Annotated in this window: 18 protein-coding genes; 6 read left to right on the top strand and 12 right to left on the bottom strand. The window is 48.1% G+C overall.

Annotation, left to right across the window (positions count from 1 at the left end):
• Positions 1 to 16 precede the first annotated feature (16 nt).
• The 11 genes from NG792_RS22760 to NG792_RS22710 form a co-directional block, all read right to left on the bottom strand.
• Positions 17 to 367: a DUF5615 family PIN-like protein gene (locus tag NG792_RS22760; protein WP_261197874.1), complete on the bottom strand. Its 351-nt coding sequence runs from the start codon at positions 365 to 367 to the stop codon at positions 17 to 19.
• A gap of 9 nt (positions 368 to 376) precedes the next feature.
• Positions 377 to 700, bottom strand: coding sequence for a DUF433 domain-containing protein (locus tag NG792_RS22755; protein ID WP_261236899.1), 324 nt, complete (start codon positions 698 to 700; stop codon positions 377 to 379).
• Between the two features lie 125 nt (positions 701 to 825).
• Positions 826 to 1,062: a hypothetical protein gene (locus NG792_RS22750; RefSeq protein ID WP_261236898.1), complete on the bottom strand. Its 237-nt coding sequence runs from the start codon at positions 1,060 to 1,062 to the stop codon at positions 826 to 828.
• Between the two features lie 26 nt (positions 1,063 to 1,088).
• On the bottom strand, positions 1,089 to 1,286 hold the full coding sequence (locus NG792_RS22745; protein WP_261236897.1) for a DUF2283 domain-containing protein: 198 nt from the start codon (positions 1,284 to 1,286) through the stop codon (positions 1,089 to 1,091).
• Between the two features lie 33 nt (positions 1,287 to 1,319).
• On the bottom strand, positions 1,320 to 1,991 hold the full coding sequence (locus NG792_RS22740; RefSeq protein ID WP_261236896.1) for a hypothetical protein: 672 nt from the start codon (positions 1,989 to 1,991) through the stop codon (positions 1,320 to 1,322).
• A 131-nt stretch (positions 1,992 to 2,122) separates the two neighbouring features.
• Entirely contained in the window at positions 2,123 to 2,728 is a 606-nt protein-coding gene (locus tag NG792_RS22735) for a Uma2 family endonuclease (RefSeq protein ID WP_261236895.1), read from the bottom strand.
• Positions 2,729 to 2,794: 66 nt separating this feature from the next.
• Entirely contained in the window at positions 2,795 to 2,941 is a 147-nt protein-coding gene (locus NG792_RS22730) for a hypothetical protein (protein ID WP_261236894.1), read from the bottom strand.
• A 48-nt stretch (positions 2,942 to 2,989) separates the two neighbouring features.
• Positions 2,990 to 3,874, bottom strand: a complete 885-nt coding sequence (locus NG792_RS22725; protein WP_261236893.1) for a DUF4007 family protein — start codon at positions 3,872 to 3,874, stop codon at positions 2,990 to 2,992.
• 242 nt (positions 3,875 to 4,116) lie between these two features.
• Entirely contained in the window at positions 4,117 to 5,661 is a 1,545-nt protein-coding gene (locus tag NG792_RS22720) for an ABC transporter permease (protein ID WP_261236892.1), read from the bottom strand.
• Positions 5,662 to 5,730: 69 nt separating this feature from the next.
• On the bottom strand, positions 5,731 to 7,308 hold the full coding sequence (locus tag NG792_RS22715) for a hypothetical protein (protein ID WP_261236891.1): 1,578 nt from the start codon (positions 7,306 to 7,308) through the stop codon (positions 5,731 to 5,733).
• A gap of 96 nt (positions 7,309 to 7,404) precedes the next feature.
• A complete protein-coding gene (locus NG792_RS22710) occupies positions 7,405 to 8,355 on the bottom strand; it encodes an ABC transporter ATP-binding protein (RefSeq protein WP_261236890.1) in 951 nt (316 codons plus the stop codon).
• A gap of 214 nt (positions 8,356 to 8,569) precedes the next feature.
• On the opposite strand from NG792_RS22710, the gene NG792_RS22705 reads away from it, so the two are divergent.
• Positions 8,570 to 9,871 carry a bifunctional folylpolyglutamate synthase/dihydrofolate synthase gene (locus tag NG792_RS22705; protein WP_261236889.1) on the top strand — a complete coding sequence of 434 codons (1,302 nt, stop codon included), beginning with the start codon at positions 8,570 to 8,572 and terminating at the stop codon, positions 9,869 to 9,871.
• Between the two features lie 87 nt (positions 9,872 to 9,958).
• On the opposite strand, the gene NG792_RS22700 is transcribed toward NG792_RS22705, so the two are convergent.
• Complete coding sequence (locus NG792_RS22700) at positions 9,959 to 11,260, bottom strand: ABC transporter substrate-binding protein (RefSeq protein ID WP_261236888.1); 1,302 nt, start codon at positions 11,258 to 11,260, stop codon at positions 9,959 to 9,961.
• 274 nt (positions 11,261 to 11,534) lie between these two features.
• On the opposite strand from NG792_RS22700, the gene pilM reads away from it, so the two are divergent.
• The 5 genes from pilM to NG792_RS22675 all read left to right on the top strand — a co-directional run bounded on the left by pilM (position 11,535) and on the right by NG792_RS22675 (position 18,523).
• Complete coding sequence (pilM, locus tag NG792_RS22695) at positions 11,535 to 12,650, top strand: type IV pilus assembly protein PilM (protein WP_261198779.1); 1,116 nt, start codon at positions 11,535 to 11,537, stop codon at positions 12,648 to 12,650.
• A gap of 1 nt (position 12,651) precedes the next feature.
• Positions 12,652 to 13,458 carry a PilN domain-containing protein gene (locus NG792_RS22690; RefSeq protein WP_261198778.1) on the top strand — a complete coding sequence of 269 codons (807 nt, stop codon included), beginning with the start codon at positions 12,652 to 12,654 and terminating at the stop codon, positions 13,456 to 13,458.
• On the top strand, positions 13,455 to 14,342 hold the full coding sequence (locus tag NG792_RS22685) for a hypothetical protein (RefSeq protein WP_261198777.1): 888 nt from the start codon (positions 13,455 to 13,457) through the stop codon (positions 14,340 to 14,342). The genes NG792_RS22690 and NG792_RS22685 overlap by 4 nt, the downstream gene beginning before the upstream one ends.
• Before the next feature lie 395 nt (positions 14,343 to 14,737).
• Positions 14,738 to 16,024: an RNA-guided endonuclease IscB gene (gene iscB / locus NG792_RS22680; protein WP_261198776.1), complete on the top strand. Its 1,287-nt coding sequence runs from the start codon at positions 14,738 to 14,740 to the stop codon at positions 16,022 to 16,024.
• Between the two features lie 177 nt (positions 16,025 to 16,201).
• The gene (locus tag NG792_RS22675) at positions 16,202 to 18,523 is read left to right on the top strand and encodes a secretin GspD/PilQ domain-containing protein (RefSeq protein ID WP_317618895.1); all 2,322 of its coding nucleotides are present in this window, start codon (positions 16,202 to 16,204) and stop codon (positions 18,521 to 18,523) included.
• Positions 18,524 to 18,595: the final 72 nt, after the last annotated feature.

Genomic DNA, 18,595 nt, shown 5'->3' with positions numbered 1-18,595 from the left:
TCAAAATCTGTTGATGTTACAAGGGGAGGTAACGAATTTGCCCTTCCCATTCGTTGTCTAAACTTAATTCGGCTAGTAACAAAATGTCTTCAATAGCACGACCTATTCCCAAAGTTGGGCTAACTTCAAAAACTCCAGGCATTCGTTGCTCTGCTTGAATTCGTTGATAGGCATATAGCGTAATAGTTGCGACATCATGGGTTAGTAATATTCGCTCTTCTTGTGCTGCCCATTCTAAAACGGTTGGATCGTCTGCCCCAGATAAACCTATATCTTGAATTCGGACAATATCCAGATCGGGTTGCCTACGCAATAAACCCCGAACAATATTGTTATTGAAATTTTCATCAGCAACAAATTTTAGCATCCGTGACTATCACCTCCGACGCGCTAACAAGCGATCGCGCACTCCTTCGGGGTCAAATCGATGCTCATTTTGGTGACGAATTTCTTGGGCATGGTGTTGTCGTTGCTGCAAATACTGCTCAACCTCCTCCTGTCGCCGTAAGTAAAAAGCGATCGCGCTATACACATCAGCGAGTTGTAACGACGGATATTGAGAGGTGATTTCCTCTGCCGTTGCGCCTTGGTTAAAAGCAGCAACAACCGTATCTAGCGTGACTCGCGTTCCGCCAACGCGCACCACTCCATCAGGATGCAATTCTAAGGGAACGGGTTCGAGGGTAATTGAAAAAGTCATGGGTTTGTCCTTTGTCCTTTGTCCTTTGTTTCTCTCTTGGTGAATGGGGAAAGCTGCGATCGCCTTTCTAGAGGTCTGCCTTATACTCCCTAGAGTCCGCGATCGCAACTTCAGCAATCTGACAACTACAGCTTATCAAATTCCTCCGGTTCTACATCGGGAACCTTCATCAAAACCTGTTTAAATTGTTCCCAATTCCCCCGTTTTGCTCGCTCCACCACATAATCTTGAGTCATCCAAGCGGAAACTTGAGCCGAAAGGGCGATCGCAACCCATTGGTCAAGACAGATACTTTCTTGTTCTACCAATTCTGCCACTTGTTGGTACAAGGAATCGGGAATGATTACATTGAACTCACGCATTTAAAATTTTGACATCAAGCTAAACGTCAAGTCTCGAAACTAACTTCAATCATGGAGTCTTTGGCAATAAATTCTTTGACATCTAAAACCCCGATTGTCACTACCTCTCCACTAGGAGAATAGTGAACGATCAGCGAGCCTTCATCTTCAGCATAGGCAATGGGTGCGTCTGATAGTTCAATCAGCAAAGCATCCACATCTGGACTATATCTAATCGGTTTCATATCGCGACCTCCTTCCTGGGTAGTGGGTAATGACTATTCCGTCTGTGGCGGCAATAATTTACTCCCTACATCGGAAATTTTCGGATTGCGACGCTGCATATAATCCACCCATTCCCAAAATGTCCAATTTTTTAGGGTATTGTAGTGGAGGTTTATATAATTAGCCCATTCTGGATGTACGAAAATAGCTTTGCCGTCCGTATCGATCCAGTAAAGTGGTTTTCGACTTTCAAATTCGGCTTGTGCTAGTTCTACAATTAACGGATTTATCTTTACATCCTTTTTTTCTCTTAATTCCGATTCAAAAAAGGGTCGGATGAGACGATACGGAACAAATCTCATCAGCGTTTTAATCTGTTCTTCTAATGCCTTAGTTGCAATAGTTTTCCGAATTTCTGTTGGATTTATCTTGGGCAATGTTGCCGAGAGTCGGCTTCTCCCTAACCCGATCGCCTCTAACTGTTCCCCAATGGTGTCTTGGGAACCTAAAGATAATTTATAATAAGCATAAGGATACCACGCATTCACCAGCATTTCAATGGTTAATTCTCGAAACTCAATCGGGCATGACACTTCAAATTTTCTTGAATTTATAATTTTTAACAAGGATAAAAACAGTAAGTATTTGTAGGAATTTGTTGTATTTTGGAAAAATTTACCAACGGCAGAAATATCTAGCGTTTCACAGGGAGGAAGTGAGGTCATATAATTACAAGGGATAAACGGAACTGTAGCAACGACCTAGAAGCTGTGGCATGATTTTGTGACCGACCTCTTCTAATTGTGCCCGACTTCGCCCCGATTGCCCTACTCTAGCAAGTTGTTAGAGCGGTTTTTTACCAAATTTTGCTTAAATCCAGAACAAACCCGGGCAAGATTGGATCGCCGGTAACCGTAGCCGGATTATTGAGGCATTCTACGGCATTTACAGGACGATAGATGTAAACTCGACGTTGTTTGCGGTCTATCAGCCATCCAAGTTGCACTCCATTATCGAGGTACTGTTGCATTTTGTCTTGGAGTAGTTTTAATGGGTCAGATAGCGATCGCAGTTCCACCACAAAATCAGGAGCAATGGGCGCAAATTTTTCCTGTTGTTCTGGTGTAAGGGCGTTCCATCGTTCCCACTTCACCCAAGCAGCATCGGGAGAAATTTGCGCTCCATTCGGTAAGGTAAAACCCGTACTCGAATCAAACCCAATTCCTGTCTCGTCTTGTTCAGTCCAGTTATAAAGCTGACCGACCAGTCTAAAATTTCGTCCACCCGTTTCGCTGCCAGTCGGGGGCATAATCACTAATTCTCCTGTTGCCGTCCGTTCGAGGCGTAAGTCTCGATTGAGTTGACAAATTTCAAAAAATTGCTCTGGGGTTAGCTCTATTGCCGGATGAATATGCAGCACCAAGGGATGATTTTCAATATTTGAAATTTTCGTTAGATTCATGGAAAATCTCGTGTTTTTTGTTATTAATTGCCACGGCTTTTAGAAGATAAAAGCAGATGCTTTGCCTTACGCACGCTCATTGTTCCGATGGTGACGGGTTTTCTGCATTTGAGCAATATTCTCCAGGGATGTTGCTCCCAAAACTCTTTCGGTTAGTTTAGCAACAAAGGCTTGCTGGAGTTGAGGATTATCTCGCAAAATCGAGTTTTGCAATATTTCTTCAACTAACGCCTCGATTTTCCCTTCGGATTCGCGCTCAACTCAGACCATGAGGTGGGTTTCTTCGCCGTCGGGACGGGTGACGGTAATCCGGCGCGCATCAAATCCCTCTCCTTTGGCAGCCACTTCTTTCTGCAAGGCTTCCAGGTTCTTGAACCGTCTGGCGATGTCGCTGAGTTTAATCTCGAACCCGGTGGCATCTTCATCGGTCCAGGATTCGCCAGGTTTATCGGCAACTATCATCACCAGTGCTTCTAACCACTGCTTATCGCTCTTACTCTCATCCGCCGCCGCCTGAGCAAAACTGGTCAGGCGGCGTTCCAGAGATTGACCGCCAATATAACTGGCACGGACTCGCAAGTCTTCCCGCAGTTTGGTTTCGGGACTTCTGATGCCAAACGCTTCGTATAAGCGCGTTTGGTCAATTGAATCTTCACTGACTTTCGTCTGCGATCGCTGTTTGACATACATCCGAAGAATGCAGCTCACATCCTTATTAATTGAAGATTCCGCAATATTCTTTTTCAGGGTTTGTCCATAGTCGGACACCGCCAAGAACAAATCATTTTGGGAAAATTCCACCCGCCGAAACTGATTAAAGGTGTAATGCCATGCTGCCGCGTCGCAGGTGGGTTTGAGCAAATTCCAGTGCAGCAACCACAAGGATGCCGGATCCTCCAAAAACGGATCCCAGCCATCATCTTCTAAAAGGTTGTAGCCGAATTCCGTGGGGCGATCGTCTGCCAACAGCTTAAACACCTTGCACCAGTAGCGAATCGATCGCACCATATTTTTTCCCACCCCGAGACGCACCGGTGCATCCTCGACTAGAAATACCCCAGGATCTTCCTTAGCTTTATCAAAACCCTTTTTCAGCCAGCCAAACCGAGGGTGAAAGGTTTCATGACGGGCAAAAACCGGATTCACGCTTTGGGGGGGATCGATGATATGACGGTTGAGGCTGGTTTGAATGACGATAGTTTCCGGTGACGTCTGTTAAGCAAAACTCTTATTATTACCCAGTCTGTGCCTGGGCGATCGGCCCTAGCAATAAAATGTTACATTCTTAACGCACCGGCAGGAGTTCATCCAATTGAACCCTGACGGACAGCGGAATGAGCCAAGGGAGTAGCTTGGACGTCCAAACTACTCGCTATCTTCCTGTGGGGTTAACTAACTTTTCTACCCATGAGGAGGGCTTTGGTGGCTGACTCTCCAGCGCGGTTGAGTTGCTGACGTAACTTGAGAGAGAGTCCAGCTAACATGGCGAGATGCCCTAGGAATGCCATGAAGATGGGGGTGGTAGTGACGTATTCTAGGCCGGATAAGGAGAGGATGGAGAGCAGATAGAGCTCGGGGATGGTTTCGGCTTGTCCTCCTAATAGGGCTAGGGTGAGCAGGGGGAGGCCGATCGCTGCTGCAACAACGCCCGTGGCCCACAATGCGCGCTTTTTGGATTTGATTAACAGCATGATCTGGGCTAGGACTGCATAAATGCTCGCCAAAATGATGTAGAAGCCGATCGCGGCGATCGCCTGCAATTTGGAGAGCATTCCCACGGGCCATAAGAGGACCCAGGGGATGAAGACGAGGGCGGTGATGGTGGCACCTGTGGCGATCGCCACAGGTGCGGGACTTTTTTCTCCCCAAATTAAATCTTGTAACACGGCTTGAGGGCGCGCTTGGTGAGCATAACGAGCCCAATCCAAGAGGGTTTGTCGCGGCGGGGAGAGGGCGGCAATTAAACCCAAAAATAAGAATAAATTCAGGTTGGCGATAAAACGCAGGCTGTCAAACCAGAGATAAGCCCCCGATAATTTGGGGTCATACTCTGAACCCAAATAGGATGTCACTAATCCTAAGAATAAAACATTCACACAAAAAACCAAGGCGTAACTTTGTTTTTTGCTGATCACAGTCGCGGCAGGATTGCGAAATCGTCGATGCAATCCTTGCCAAATCCAGTAGGTCCAAATGGCACCATTGACTAAAGCAAATAGCCGAACGTTGAAGAGATTATCTCCATTTAAGCTCAAGCCAAACCATTGGTGTGAAACCCAATTTTTTCCATAGGAATACCATTCCTGATGCATTAACCAGAACAGCATCATGAGGGTAATCCCGGCCCCCACCAAGGCTTGATGACCTCCCATCAAGGTAAAAAGCGCCGCCGCACTGTAAAATACAGCGCAAAGGGCGGCTAGGATGACATAGAAACTCCACACTTCTAAGAGGGGAATTTGAGCAACAATTGCGGTGGCTGCATAACTCGGTAAGGCGATCGCCACGGCCAGATAAAGTAACACCGGAACCCCGAGCAATTTCCCGATTAAAATGCTCTGACTCGACTGGGGACTGACGCGAATAAAATTCAAAGTGCCCCGTTGTTCTTCTCGTGCCAAATCGGCAATCAGCATATAGACTCCCCCGCAGACTAGCACCAGGGGCAAAACCCAATAAAACACCTGATGTAAGTCTTCCTTCCACTGAGTCCAATTGATGACGCAAGGGTTAGTGTCTTGGTATATACAATAAGAGCCATAGGGGGCGTCAGGGGAAGGAATTTGGCTAATGAAAGCGAGAAAAATCACCAGTTGAGCCAGGAGGGAAAGCCCTACTGCTAAGGTAACGTTACGGCTTATCAATCGACCTTTTAATTCGCGAACAAATTGGGGATTCCATTCCCCAAGATAATCCATTAAACGACTGGTCATTGAAGTATTTCCTTAAGGAACAACAACATTATTGAAAAAAGGGAGGATAAAGGGAGGTTGACTCCGGGCTTAAACTTTGGGAGCTAAATTGCTTTGATGGGCAGCAAAAAGCAATTTAGAATGGGATGCACCGGCTCTATGGATTTGATGGTTTAGGGTGAGGGTTAAGGCGGCGATCGCCACAAACTGACCTAACAAACTCAGAAATATCGCCATTGCCGATGCTTCGGTGAGAGCAAACCAGGGTGAACCGAAAACGAGCAGCATCCATAACGTGGTGTTGACAGAAACAGTCTTGAAGAATAAGGTGAACGCCAGGGCCGGTAAACTCAGGGTAACCATCACCATTCCCATTGAAAGGAGTCCGGGTTTGGGAAATTTGATAAAGTACAAAGACTGGGCGATCGCACTGTAAATCCAGATTAAATTTAACGTCATCACCAGCCCTAATCCAGCTTTTAAGGTAGCCTCTAAACTGCCATGCCAGAGGAGAATCCAAGGTATCCAAATTACGGCTACAATGCCCAAATTAATGGCGATCGCCACTACAGACGGACTTTTTTCTCCCCAAATCCAATCCTGCCCTTTAGAGGAGGGATATTTAAGCCCTCGCCCCCGCTTTTCATGAGCATACCGCGCCCAATCGAACAGGGTTTGGCCTTGGGGAGAAATCGCCGGAATAATCAACAAAAACATGATTACCGTTAAGATGGACATAATTAACATCATCGGCATCAAATCCTCTTTGATAGCCATCGGAGAAATCCAGGGATAGAACAACCCCAGCATCCAGATTTGAAGGCTGGCTGCTAACCCATAACTTTGAGTCTTACTTAATAACGTCCCCTTCGGGTTTTTGAACTGGCGATTCAGCCCTTGCCAAATCCAGTAATTTCCCATAAGTAAGCTGACAAATAGCCAGCCAAATACTAAGCCATAATTGGTTTTTTGATAGTCCCAGAAAAACCACTTAAATACAAACTCGTTAAATGGGCTTTCTTTCCACTTCAAAAAGTACAAAATAAAGGAAACAAAACTGGAACCTAACCAACCGGCTAAAGCACTACTGACGATCGCTTGATATTGCACTTCACCCACAAATAAGGCATTTAGAAGAGATGCCGTATATAGAAAAGTAGCCGAGGCAGCGATGACGGCATAAAACCCAAAAATCCAATCCAGGGGAACACCTGCGGCGATCGCACAGCTCAAATGTAAGGGAATTGCCAACCCAACTCCCAGGTACAAGAGAACCGGAACCCCTAGCAATTTACCGAGTAAAACGTTTTGGCTGGTTCGGGGACTCAACCGCAGGAAATTGAGGGTTCCGCGCCGTTGTTCTTTCACCAAATCGCTACTTAATAAATAGACGCCTCCGGCGAATAACAGTAACGGCAGCATAAAGCTGAGGGTATGAAAGGCAAATTCCCACTGAATCACTGTTTCATACTGTTGACAGTATCCGCCAACAATTTCCTCGGACCAACCGAGACAATTTCTCTGAGAAGAAACCCCCACAAGGACGCATTGACTAATGGCCGATAGAAACAAAATAATTCCCACCGAACGGCGATTTAATCGTCCTTTTAATTCGCGAAGAAGTTGGGGATTTATTTCCCCCACTTTATCTAATAATTGTGTCAACATTGGCGACCTTCTTTGAGAATTATTAAAACTTAGACATCGAAGTCCTAGCTTTCGGTTAAAAGTTGAGTCAGACTCAACCAAACCGCTGGCTAGGGTTTAAGATGCCTGTTTATGGCCTAACTTCAGGAAAATAGTTTCCAAATCTTCCTGGGTCGAGTGAAATTCATGCAAGGGAATCCCAGCATCCACAAGCGATCGCAGCAAAGTTGCTGTATCTTCCGGTGTTCCGGCAAAATGCACCCGTAAAGTTTTGCCATCGGGATTTACCTCCCATCCCTCGACTTGGGGATACTGTTTCAGTTCCCCTTCCAATGCCTCTAACTTACCCAAAGTCGAGATTAAAATTTGCTGGCGACTCAAGCGTTGGTAAAGTTCTTTTAAAGGCGCACTTTCCACCAAATACCCAAGTTCCATAATTCCCACGGAGGTGCACAATTCCGCCAAGTCACTCAACACATGAGAGGAAATCAAAATGGTCATCCCCGCTTCACGCAAGGTTTTGATAATTTCCCGGAACTGCATTCGGGCGATGGGATCTAACCCCGAAACTGGCTCATCCAGTAGCAGTAAAATGGGTTCATGGACAATGGTTCGCGCCAGAGAAAGCCGCTGTTTCATGCCTCGGGATAAGGTAGCAATGGAACTCAGACGTTTATTCTCTAACTGAACTAATTCTAAGACTTCATAAAGACGCTGACTGCGCCGGGGTTCCCGCAGATAATAAAGTCGGGCAAAATAGTCCAAATAGTCCCAAACCGTTAAATCATCATACAGGGGAAAATCATCAGGCAAATACCCCAGACGACGCTTCAGAGTGGGGTTATGACTATCCCGGAGTAAGCGTTCCCCATTGATATAAATTTCCCCAATTGTGGGTTCCTCTGCCGTCGCCAGCATTCGGATTAAGGTCGTTTTCCCGGCACCGTTTGGTCCTATGAGTCCATAAACTTCCCCGGGACCGACTTGTAAATGAACATCATTAACGGCGATATGCCGGTCAAATTGCTTAGTGAGTCCACGAGTATCGATTGCCAGTTCTGTTGCCATAAGTGCTGGACGTTGAGATCGTTAAAGGGTGACTTATCTGCTACCGTAACCTCTCTTGAGGGCGATCGTCAGTAGTGTTTCAGAAATCGCTACAGGGGGACCTGATTACTCGGGAACAAGCTAAGTAAAAATATCTGGTTTCGGCAGCCCTCTTGCTTGATATAGTGGAATTTCTTAACCAAAATGGGTGTAACTTTCACGAGATTGGGTGGTAATGGCACTGGCAACTGTGGATTCTCTCTTGTCCTCCTTTGGACGCTTTGGCGTCGAACTCGGCCTCGATCGCATCAAACGACTTTTAAATGATTTAGGCAATCCGCACAACAGCATTCCCTTGATTCATGTCGCCGGAACCAATGGGAAAGGGTCTGTCTGTGCCTATCTTTCGGCCATTCTCATGGAAGCGGGGTATCGAGTCGGGCGCTATACCTCGCCGCATCTGGTGGATTGGACAGAACGAATCTGTGTCAATGACAGTCCAATTTCTGAACAAGGGTTGCAGGAAGTCCTCATCCAAGTCACCGAGGCGATCGACCCCGCAGCGCCTTCTCCTACCCAGTTTGAAGTGATTACCGCCGCAGCATGGCTATATTTTGCCCAACAACAGCTAGATGTGGTAGTGATGGAAGTTGGACTCGGGGGTCGATTGGATGCGACCAATGTGTGCGATCGCCCTCTGGTGACTGTGATTACCTCAATTAGTTGGGAACATTGGCAACGCCTTGGCCCTACCTTGGCCGATATTGCCCGGGAAAAAGCGGGAATTCTCAAACCGGGATGTCCCGCAGTCGTCGGACCCTTACCCCCAGACGCAAAAACTGTAGTCGATCGCCGGATTGCTGAACTCAACTGTCCTACGCTATTTCCGGAACCCGCCACCCCTCTCACAATGCAAGCAGGATGGGTCCAGAGTCAAGGACTCTCCTATCCTCAGACCCTCCCCGGTGAAGCGCAATTGATTAATTCTGCCCTAGCTATCGCCACGGTGCAAACCCTCCGACAGCAGGGGTGGCAAATTTCTGACGAGGCGATCGCCCAGGGAATGGCTAAAACCCAATGGCCGGGACGCCTTCAGTGGGTGATTCGAGACCATCGTCCCCTGTTGATTGATGGTGCTCACAATGCGGCGGCGGCCCAAATCCTCAGTAATTATGTTGAAAGTCTCAAGGCCCCTGAGACCCCTCCCAACATTCCCGAAGGGGCTTCCCGACCGAGGGTAACCTGGGTGATGGGAATGCTCTCTACAAAAGATCATGCCGGTATATTCAGCGCCTTACTGCAACCCGGAGACAACTTATACTTAGTTCCCGTCCCTGACCATGACTCGGCTAAACCGCAAGAGTTAGCCACCCTTGCCCGAAATATCTGTCCCGAGGTAGAGGACATTCGCTGTTATTCTGACCTCTTTCCCGCGTTAACCGAAGCCTTACAACTAGAGAGTAACCTCACCGTCTTATGTGGGTCTCTTTATTTGCTCGGCTATTTTTTGGCTGATACCCAGAAGGAAAAAGGATGAATTGGGAGGTGTGAGAAAACCTCTTCCCCAGCCTAAAACTGGGGAGACCCATTGAGGTTTTCATCGCCATCTCATCCCCTCAACCGTCTAATTGCGGGCCTCCCACTGCTGCGCCGCATTGGTAACCGCTTGATCCACCGACTGTTCCCCCAACATAGCCCCTTGCAAATTGTCGTAAATAATCCGTTGCAGTTGCTGGATATCTTCCATCGCCGGGATGAGGGCCTCTGCATTCTTGAGCTCGTCAGCACTAATAATTCGGGCGCGATCAATTTCGGAAGCATCAGCGGGTAATGCTTGGAAATGACTATCCTGGAGGGCTTGCAGGGTAGAAGGCAAGACATTTGCATCCTTGGCAAAGCTCAACTGATTCTGATCATTAGTAACAAATAAAGCAAACTTAACCGCTGCCTCTGGAACATCCGTATCCCGAGGTACCACCAAATTCATCACTGCCGCCGTTTTCTTCCCGGTTTGGCCGGTAATTTGGGGGGCCGCCGCAGAGACTTCGGCAATACTGGGGGCATTTTCGGCGATCGTCTTGAAAAATTGGGGTCCGGAACCTAGGATAGCTATTTCTCCCGCTTGATACAGTTGGACCGCTTGGCGATGCCCTTGGGTGAGCACTTCCCGAGGCAACAGACCCTTTTTATAAAGGTCTACCCAATATTGAAAGGCGGCGCGCCCTTCTGGGGTGTTAAAAGCGGCTTTGCCTTGCTCATCTACCAGTTGCATTCCCATCTGGACCATCGATTCGAGGACCTCCGAGGAATCCCCGGGAACAAATGTCACGAATAGAGCATATTTGCCTGTTTTGTCGCGAATTTGTTGGGCCACCTGTGCTAATTCAGCATAAGTGCTGGGAGGCTTTTCAATGCCAGCTTCCTTGAAGAGTTGGGTATTATAAATAGAAATTCGCGTGGTCAAATACCAAGGAATACCAAAGCTTGTGCCATTTAAGGTACTTGCTTTCCAGATATTGGGAAGATACTGCTGGCGAATTTCAGCCGGGACCTGATCATCCAGAGTGAGCCACGCATTGCGACTGGCAAGAAGCGTGGCAAAATTAGGATTCAGGTTGACCACATCTGGGGCAGTTTTGGCGGAAACTGCGGCCAAAATCTTGCTTTCCATTGCGGACCAAGGGACGTCAACCCAACGCACTTTGATGTCAGGATTTTCCGATTCAAATGTGGCGATTAAGCTGTTGAAATAGTCCGTAAACTGAGGCTGGAGTTGCATCGTCCAAAATTCAACTTCCGAGGTCCCCGATGCGGGTTCTCCCGAATTGGAGCCAGTACCGGGAGTGCAGGCGATCGCCCAACTCAGTAACAACCCCGACAAGACAAATAGTCCAAAGCGTTTCCAACGGTTGATTCTTACTCTCATAGCCTAATTAGGATAGGACCCATAGGGTCTGGTGAGATAACGCGCATGAAGGGAATTTGACCCAGGCAAAGCGTGCTGATCGTAACTTAAATTGGTTAGATTATGAATACTCTATCCCCCTAGGGGACTGTTCTTTGGACTCCCAGTTTGGGAACGCCTTGGGCGATGCCAGTCTGGGCTTGCTTGCTAAGATTAGGGAGAAGCACCGCCTTCTGTCTACACTGGTTTTGATGACTTCAAACTCACACCCTTTCATTCACTATGGGACAAAACCGTGGTTAATTTCTTTAAAAAATTCCTGTCTAAAGGATCCAATGGAATTGGACTGGAAATTGCTCCAGAACGACTCAATATCGTGCAACTGCGTCAACAGGGTTCCTCCTATCAGCTAGAAACTTATGCTACGGCGGAAGTCCCCGAAGGCATTGTGGAAGAAGGGTTGATTGCGGACCCCCCGGAAATGGCTCAACTGATCCAAGAAACCCTCGCCGAACACAATTTAACGAATATCAAGCGTGTGGCAACGGCTGTACCGGCGCGGGAAGGGGTGATTCGGATTATTCCAGTTCCTAAAGAACTGAATGATTTGGAATTGCGAGAGTACATGAACCAAGAGGCGGGACTCTATTTGCCGTTTCCCCGAGAAGAGGCGGATGTGGACTTCCAAAAATTAGGGGAGTTCATGGATGAGGATGGCATCGAAAAGGTCCAGGTGCTGCTGGTGGCGACGCGCAAGGAAGTCACGGATACTTATATTAGTACCTTTCAAGAAGCCGGTTTAGGGATAGAAATTTTGGAAATTTCTAGTTTTGCCCTGTTACGGACCATTCGCGAACAACTGCTACAGTTACCGCCAGAAGAGGCGGTGGTGCTGACAGATATTCAGTTTGATAGTACCGAAATTGCGATCGTGGTGGATGGGATTCCGCAATTTTCCCGAACTATCCCGATCGGGACCTATCAGGTGCAAACGGCCCTGTCCCAAGCGATGAATTTACCCCCCTCTCGCAATACGGATATGTTACAGGGGATGACGATTCCGGCTAACCCAACAGAAAGTACAGGGTCAGGTACAATGGGAGGGGGAAATAGCCCCGGAACTCAGGCTATTATTAAAGTGTTTTCCGAGCTAGGGGACGAACTGCGGCGCTCAATCGATTTTTATATGAATCAGAGCGAAGGATTGGAGGTCGGACAGCTCCTGCTGGCAGGACCGGGTGCATCGATTGGAGGGTTGGATGACTTTTTCAATCAGCGATTAAGTTTATTAAGCATAGTAGTGGATCCAGTGGAGAATTTAGCCCTGGAAGTAGATGAAGAAAAAATGCCCCTAATGCAGCGCCCAGGATTGGGAGTTGTGCTGGGGTTAGCCATGCGGGAGGCCAAGTGAAATGTATAGTCTAGAAATTAATTTTCTCAACGATCGCGCTGATTATAAGCCCCCAGTTGTGAAAAAAGCGCCCGGTGCAACTTCCAGGCAACAAACGACGATGTTGATTGGGGGACTGGCGGCAGGAGTCTCGGCGATCGCCGTGGTGATGGGGGGCTGGTTTGTGGTGAATAACCAAAATACCGAACTGAAGGCACAGTTGGCTAACCTGGAGACTCAATCCGGGAGTTTAGGGGCGCAAGTTCAAGAGGTTGAAGCCATCAATGCTGAAATTCAGCAGTTAGACACCCAAATTACATTTTTTGCCAATATTTTCAATACTTCAGTCAAGCCGATGTCAGCGCTGTTACAAGAACTGCGCGATCGCCTACCGCCCGGGGTACAAGTAGCTAATCTGAATCATCAGATTGAACAAGCGCCTCCAGAAGAAATTCAAGCCTCCTCACCCTGGACGAAAGTTAAACAAAAGATTGCGATTCAGGGATATGCCAAAACCTTTGATGATGTTAATGATTTTGTACTGACCCTGAAGCGATCGCCCTTCTTTAACGAGAGCCAAACCCAGTTAGTTGACGCCACCCTGGTAGACAATCCGGTGACGGTGGAATGCGACCCCAGCTTCCAGGGTCAACAAGTCACCTGTCCCCCAGAAGAGTTTCAACTGCCAAAAGTTGTGGAATATAACATTAATGCCACGGTGAGCAACGTTCTGGCTTCAGAAATTCTCGCTGATCTCCAGCGAACTAGGGCTGAAGGACTGACCACTCGCATCAATTCACTCGAACAACAGGGGGTAATTCAACGATGACCGTCAGCGAACAGTTTATGGCAATGGAGGCAGCCCGGGCTGAGGCGGCTGCACCACCAGGAAGTTATAAAATTGGTAGCTTTGTCCTCACCCCGCAAATTCAAGGGATTTTAATTGCCGTTCTCGGGTTGGGACTCGCGGGTTTTGCAGCCTTTAAAATGCTATTGCCTGCGATGGAAGAGCAGACGAACTTAAAGACGCAAATTGCTGCAAAAGAAGCCGAAATCGCCAATCAACAATCGAAAATCAGGCAAATGGAAGAGGCTAAAGCGAATTTAGCCACAACCCAAGAGCGAAAGGAAAATGTCTTAGCCTTATTTGCTCAGGGGGCTACCTTAGAAACCTTGCTTTTGGATGTTAACCAAATTGTCCGGCAAAGTGGCGGAAAGTTAGAATCCTTCAAGCCCATAGAACCCAGTCCGAACGAGTGGATTTTTACCGAAGCTCCCGCAGCCGCTGGAGGCGCAGCAGCTCCTCCCCCAGCGGCCCCAGCCGCTGCTCCCCCAGCCGCTACTACTCCCCCAACTGACCCCGCCGCTGCTCCCCCCCCGCCTACACCTTCGTTAACCCTGTCCCAAGCGGTGGAAGGGAAGACAATGGCCCTGGAAATGGCCGGAAGCTATCAGCAAACCCTAGATACCTTGCGACGGCTTGAACGGCTGCAACAAATGGTTGTGTTCGGTGAATTGAGTAGTCAATTGGGTGAAGGAACTCAGACGATTTTTGTCAATCCTGATGGTAAAATTACCGAACAGGCACCCGCCAGTCTCGAAACTAATTTTAATTTGATAGCGGTGATGCCGTTACCACCGGAGCAGCTTAAAAATTTAGCAGCTCCACCGCCGCCCCCAGCGGCTCCACCGGCGGCAGCCCCACCACCATAAGGGAATAAGCCTAAGAATGGCGATCGCAGTTGCAGGAGTTTCAGAACATAAAGGTCACGGCACCGGAAAACTGGGGAGGGCGATCGCAACCCATTTCCCTACAGCCGTGTCCCTTTACAAAAATTTAAAGTCAAAATCCGGATAGGGGAGTGTAAACTACCTGCCACCAAGCTGAGTACAGCTATGGTGGGGACTTTTAAAGAAGCCTAGAGTTTACCCGACTAAGTACCTCGTGTACTACGTTTTGGAAGTCATCACACCTACAGATACGAAGCCAGTCTGTAGCTCTGTGGTTAACGATTAAACAGGCATATCGGGTCGAAGCCAGTGTCGTTAACGCGACAAACTTCTAAAACCTTGTCAAGGCTAACATTACCCGCAAGGAGACTCACCCGTTGAGTAAAGTTTTCGTTCTAGACACAAAATCGCAGCCTCTTAACCCCATCCATCCAGGTAGGGCCAGAATGCTGCTGTCCCAAAGAAAAGCTGCGGTTTTTAGACGCTATCCTTTCACGTTGATTCTGAAAGAGGAGGTATTAAATCCTGACGTAGAGCCACTTCGTATTAAGATTGACCCAGGGGCCAAAACAACTGGATTAGCTCTGGTCAATGACAAAACTGGTGAAGTTGTTTGGGTTGCTGAACTGCAACATCGTGGTTTCCAAATTCGGGACGCATTAACTTCACGTCGCCAGTTAAGGAGGTCACGCCGTAACCGTAAAACCCGTTATCGAAAACCTCGCGGACTGAACCGCACCCGCCCTACAGGATGGTTGCCACCATCTTTAAATAGTCGAGTTGCGAACATTCTGACTTGGGTCAAACGACTGTCCTTGCTATGCCAAATCAATGCTATTTCTCAAGAACTGGTCCGGTTTGACACACAAAAGATGGAGAATCCCGAAATTAGTGGGATTACCTACCAGCAAGGAACTCTAGTAGGTTACGAGATTCGTGAGTTCTTGCTGTCCAAGTGGAATAGAACTTGTGCCTACTGTGGTGCGAAGGACACTAAACTTGAGGTTGAGCATATCCAATCTCGCTCAAAAGGAGGCTCGAACAGAGTCAGTAACCTATGTTTAGCTTGTGTCCCTTGCAATCGAGAAAAGGGCAACCAGGACATCAAAGACTTTCTCAAAGGCAAGCCTGACCTGATGAAGCAAATTTTGGGGCAAGCTAAAAGACCGTTAGCTGATGCAGCAGCAGTCAACGTCACTCGGTGGAATTTGTACTTCAACCTTAAAAAATTGGGCTTACCTGTTGAGGTTGGCACGGGAGGGAGGACCAAGTACAACCGCACCATCCGAGGATTGGAAAAGACTCATTACTGGGACGCGGCCTGCGTTGGAGAATCGACTCCGGAGCAGCTAATCACTACTAGAATAAAACCCTTGCTGATTACGGCTAAAGGGCATGGAACTCGTCAGCAATGCCGCACTAACAAGTTTGGTTTCCCTGTTCGCTACTGTTCCCGAAGCAAGTTTCACAAAGGTTTTCAAACAGGTGACATTGTTAAAGCCGTTGTCACCTCTGGTAAGAAGGTTGGGACGCACTGGGGTCGAGTAGCTACTCGTGCCACTGGTCATTTCAACATCTCAACAACCGATGGGCTAGTTCAAGGAATTAGCCACAAATACTGCAAACACATTCATAAAAAAGATGGCTACGCTTATGTTGCTTAGACCCCGCCCCCCTTGGACTCCCATCACCAATCTGGGTACAGATATGGTGGGGGTCTCCAAGGGGGAAGAAAGATGAATCAAACCTATCCGTTTTTTGACAGTTAGGGATTGAAGGGCTATATAAGACTTTAATCGCAGTTTAATCAGAGTGGACTTTTTTTAAGGGAGGAGGGAACGGTGAAACAGCCTCATGCACTCGGGTGCTTATTCGGAGCTAGTGCGATCGTGATCATGGCCAGCGCACCGGCAATGGCAGTCACGCAAATCACAGGAGTGAACGTCAATACCAGCGGTGGCGGAGTCCAGGTGATTTTGGATACCCAGGGGGGCGATCGGCCCCAAGTCTTTACCGTCAACCGAGGTACAGACGTTATTGCAGATATTATCAATACTCAGCTCAGCTTACCCGGGGGGCAGAGCTTCCGTCAAATTAACCCCGCCCCAGGGATTGCCTCCATTGTTGTCACCCCCCTCGATGCCAATAGCGTCCGGGTGATCGTCAGTGGTAGCAGCAGCGCCCCAGAAGTAGCCATCAACCAAGCTGACGCCTCTGGAATTAATCTGGGATTCAATACAGGAGGAGGCGTTGCCAGCTTACCGAATGTCAGCCCTTCCGCACCACCCCCACCCCCTGGCATGACGCCACCCCCTGGCATTCCATCGAGTCCAAACGTACTCGTGCCCAATCCAGAAATCACCATTGAGGGTGGCCCTCCTCCTATTGCCAGACCGAACCAGGCATCAGCCCCCCCATTTCAGCCGCGAGCCGTTGCCCCCCCGGTGGGAGATATTGCAGTCTCTAACATTCCACCTGCTACCGCTGCGATCGATCTGGGAACGGGATCCACAGAAATTATTCCCCGTTTAGTGTTACGCGACGCATCGGTGCGAGATGTACTGTCCCTTTTGGCCCGAACTGCTGGACTGAATTTGGCCTATACACCGGGTGTCGCACCGGCTGCAGATGGTCAGACTCCACAACCTGGGGCGGAAGTAGCTGATGCGAGTCCCAAAATTTCTCTAGATATTGAAAATGAGTCAGTTCAAGACATTTTTAATTACATTATTCGTCTGAGTGCTTTAGAGGCCAACCGTGTTGGAGACACAATTTTTGTCGGAACTCGACTTCCAGACGAGGCCCGAAATGTAGTCGTTCGGACTCTCAGGATGAATCAAGTTCCAGCCACCGATGCAGCAGGTTTTTTAACGGCACAAGGTGCGGAAACTCAAATTTCTAGGGAACGGTTAGACATTATTACCATTGGTGAAGGGCCAGCCGCTCGAACCATTGAATCGAGAACCCCGGAGATTTTAGCACTGCGAGCTACCCAAGGAAACGGTCCTTTATTGCTGAGTGGTTTATCCGTACTAACTAATGAAAGAATCAATGGGATTACCTTAGTAGGTCCCCCGAACAAAGTTGAAATTGCTACATCATTCTTGAGTCAGTTAGATTTACGCCGTCGGCAAGTGGCCGTCAACGTCAAAATTGTTGATGTAGACCTATTGGCAACGGAAAACTTTAGCACCAGCTTTTCTTTCGGAATTAATGACAGTTTCTTTGTCAATGATGGAGGTGCAGCAGTTGCTAACTTTGGAGGGATCAATCCTCCTTCCGCTAATACAATCACTGAGAGTACCCTCGTTCCCCCGGTCTTGGCTAATCCATTGGGAGGGGCCGGACTCCAGTTTGATCCCAACCAAACCACTCAAGTTCCGCTTACGGGTCCTGGAGCAGGGGCGCTCTTTCTTCGTCCGGTTCCAGGGATTAGCTCGAATCCTAGAGAGGTTCGCGTTTCAGAATATACGGTGTTTGAAGTCAATCCGACAACCGGAGTCATTACACCTGGTACAGCGGATTTCAGTTTGCCCACTTTATTCCAATACCCCCAGAAGTTTTTGGCGCTTCTACAAGCTCAGGTTGTTAGCGGCAATGCTAAAATCCTTACTGACCCCACAATGGTCGTTCAAGAAGGGGAGACTGCCCGGTTATCTTTAACTCAGGAAATAGATCAGCCTGGTGTTTATCAGCAAGTCAATGAAGACACTGGAGTCGTAGAATTGTTTTCTCAACCGGGGCGGATTGGAGATGCGGGTTTAACATTATCCGTAAACGTCCAAAGAATTGATGACAATGGATTTGTTACGATCAACATCATTCCGAGTGTCTCGGCACCAACGGGAAGATCGAATACAGGTGGGACTTTATTGTCCACGAGAACTCTGCAATCAGGCACTATTCGGATTCGGGACGGACAAACCTTGATTTTATCAGGGATTATTCAAGATATCGATCGCTCTTTCGTCAGTAAAATCCCGATTTTAGGGGACCTGCCTATCATTGGCTCTTTGTTCCGAAGCACTCAACGGGAGAATCGGCGACAAGAGGTGATTGTCCTGGTGACGCCTCAGATTCTGGATGATTCGGAAAATGGCAACTTCGGTTATGGGTATTCCCCTGGGCAGGAGGTCCAGCAAATGCTGAATCAAAATCAGTAATTTTGTAGGTTGATCTGACCCCACTGCTGGCTTCTATTCCTTTAGATTTATTTTTTGGGGTGACTTCCCAGA

This window comes from Laspinema olomoucense D3b (genome assembly GCF_025370785.1).
GTDB classification, from domain to species: domain Bacteria; phylum Cyanobacteriota; class Cyanobacteriia; order Cyanobacteriales; family Laspinemataceae; genus Laspinema; species Laspinema olomoucense.
Note: the sequence above shows the minus strand (reverse complement) of the source record. Positions and strands in the feature narration are given on the sequence as shown.

What these genes read in the sequence shown, in the direction of transcription:
- NG792_RS22705 (WP_261236889.1), top strand. Translation starts at nt 8,570, where the DNA reads ATGGCACTGGCAACTGTGGATTCTCTCTTGTCCTCCTTTGGACGCTTT.
- NG792_RS22700 (WP_261236888.1), bottom strand. Translation starts at nt 11,260, where the DNA reads ATGAGAGTAAGAATCAACCGTTGGAAACGCTTTGGACTATTTGTCTTG.
- NG792_RS22710 (WP_261236890.1), bottom strand. Translation starts at nt 8,355, where the DNA reads ATGGCAACAGAACTGGCAATCGATACTCGTGGACTCACTAAGCAATTT.
- NG792_RS22755 (WP_261236899.1), bottom strand. Translation starts at nt 700, where the DNA reads ATGACTTTTTCAATTACCCTCGAACCCGTTCCCTTAGAATTGCATCCT.
- NG792_RS22760 (WP_261197874.1), bottom strand. Translation starts at nt 367, where the DNA reads ATGCTAAAATTTGTTGCTGATGAAAATTTCAATAACAATATTGTTCGG.
- NG792_RS22740 (WP_261236896.1), bottom strand. Translation starts at nt 1,991, where the DNA reads ATGACCTCACTTCCTCCCTGTGAAACGCTAGATATTTCTGCCGTTGGT.
- NG792_RS22715 (WP_261236891.1), bottom strand. Translation starts at nt 7,308, where the DNA reads ATGTTGACACAATTATTAGATAAAGTGGGGGAAATAAATCCCCAACTT.
- NG792_RS22720 (WP_261236892.1), bottom strand. Translation starts at nt 5,661, where the DNA reads ATGACCAGTCGTTTAATGGATTATCTTGGGGAATGGAATCCCCAATTT.
- NG792_RS22690 (WP_261198778.1), top strand. Translation starts at nt 12,652, where the DNA reads ATGTATAGTCTAGAAATTAATTTTCTCAACGATCGCGCTGATTATAAG.
- NG792_RS22735 (WP_261236895.1), bottom strand. Translation starts at nt 2,728, where the DNA reads ATGAATCTAACGAAAATTTCAAATATTGAAAATCATCCCTTGGTGCTG.
- NG792_RS22750 (WP_261236898.1), bottom strand. Translation starts at nt 1,062, where the DNA reads ATGCGTGAGTTCAATGTAATCATTCCCGATTCCTTGTACCAACAAGTG.
- NG792_RS22745 (WP_261236897.1), bottom strand. Translation starts at nt 1,286, where the DNA reads ATGAAACCGATTAGATATAGTCCAGATGTGGATGCTTTGCTGATTGAA.
- NG792_RS22685 (WP_261198777.1), top strand. Translation starts at nt 13,455, where the DNA reads ATGACCGTCAGCGAACAGTTTATGGCAATGGAGGCAGCCCGGGCTGAG.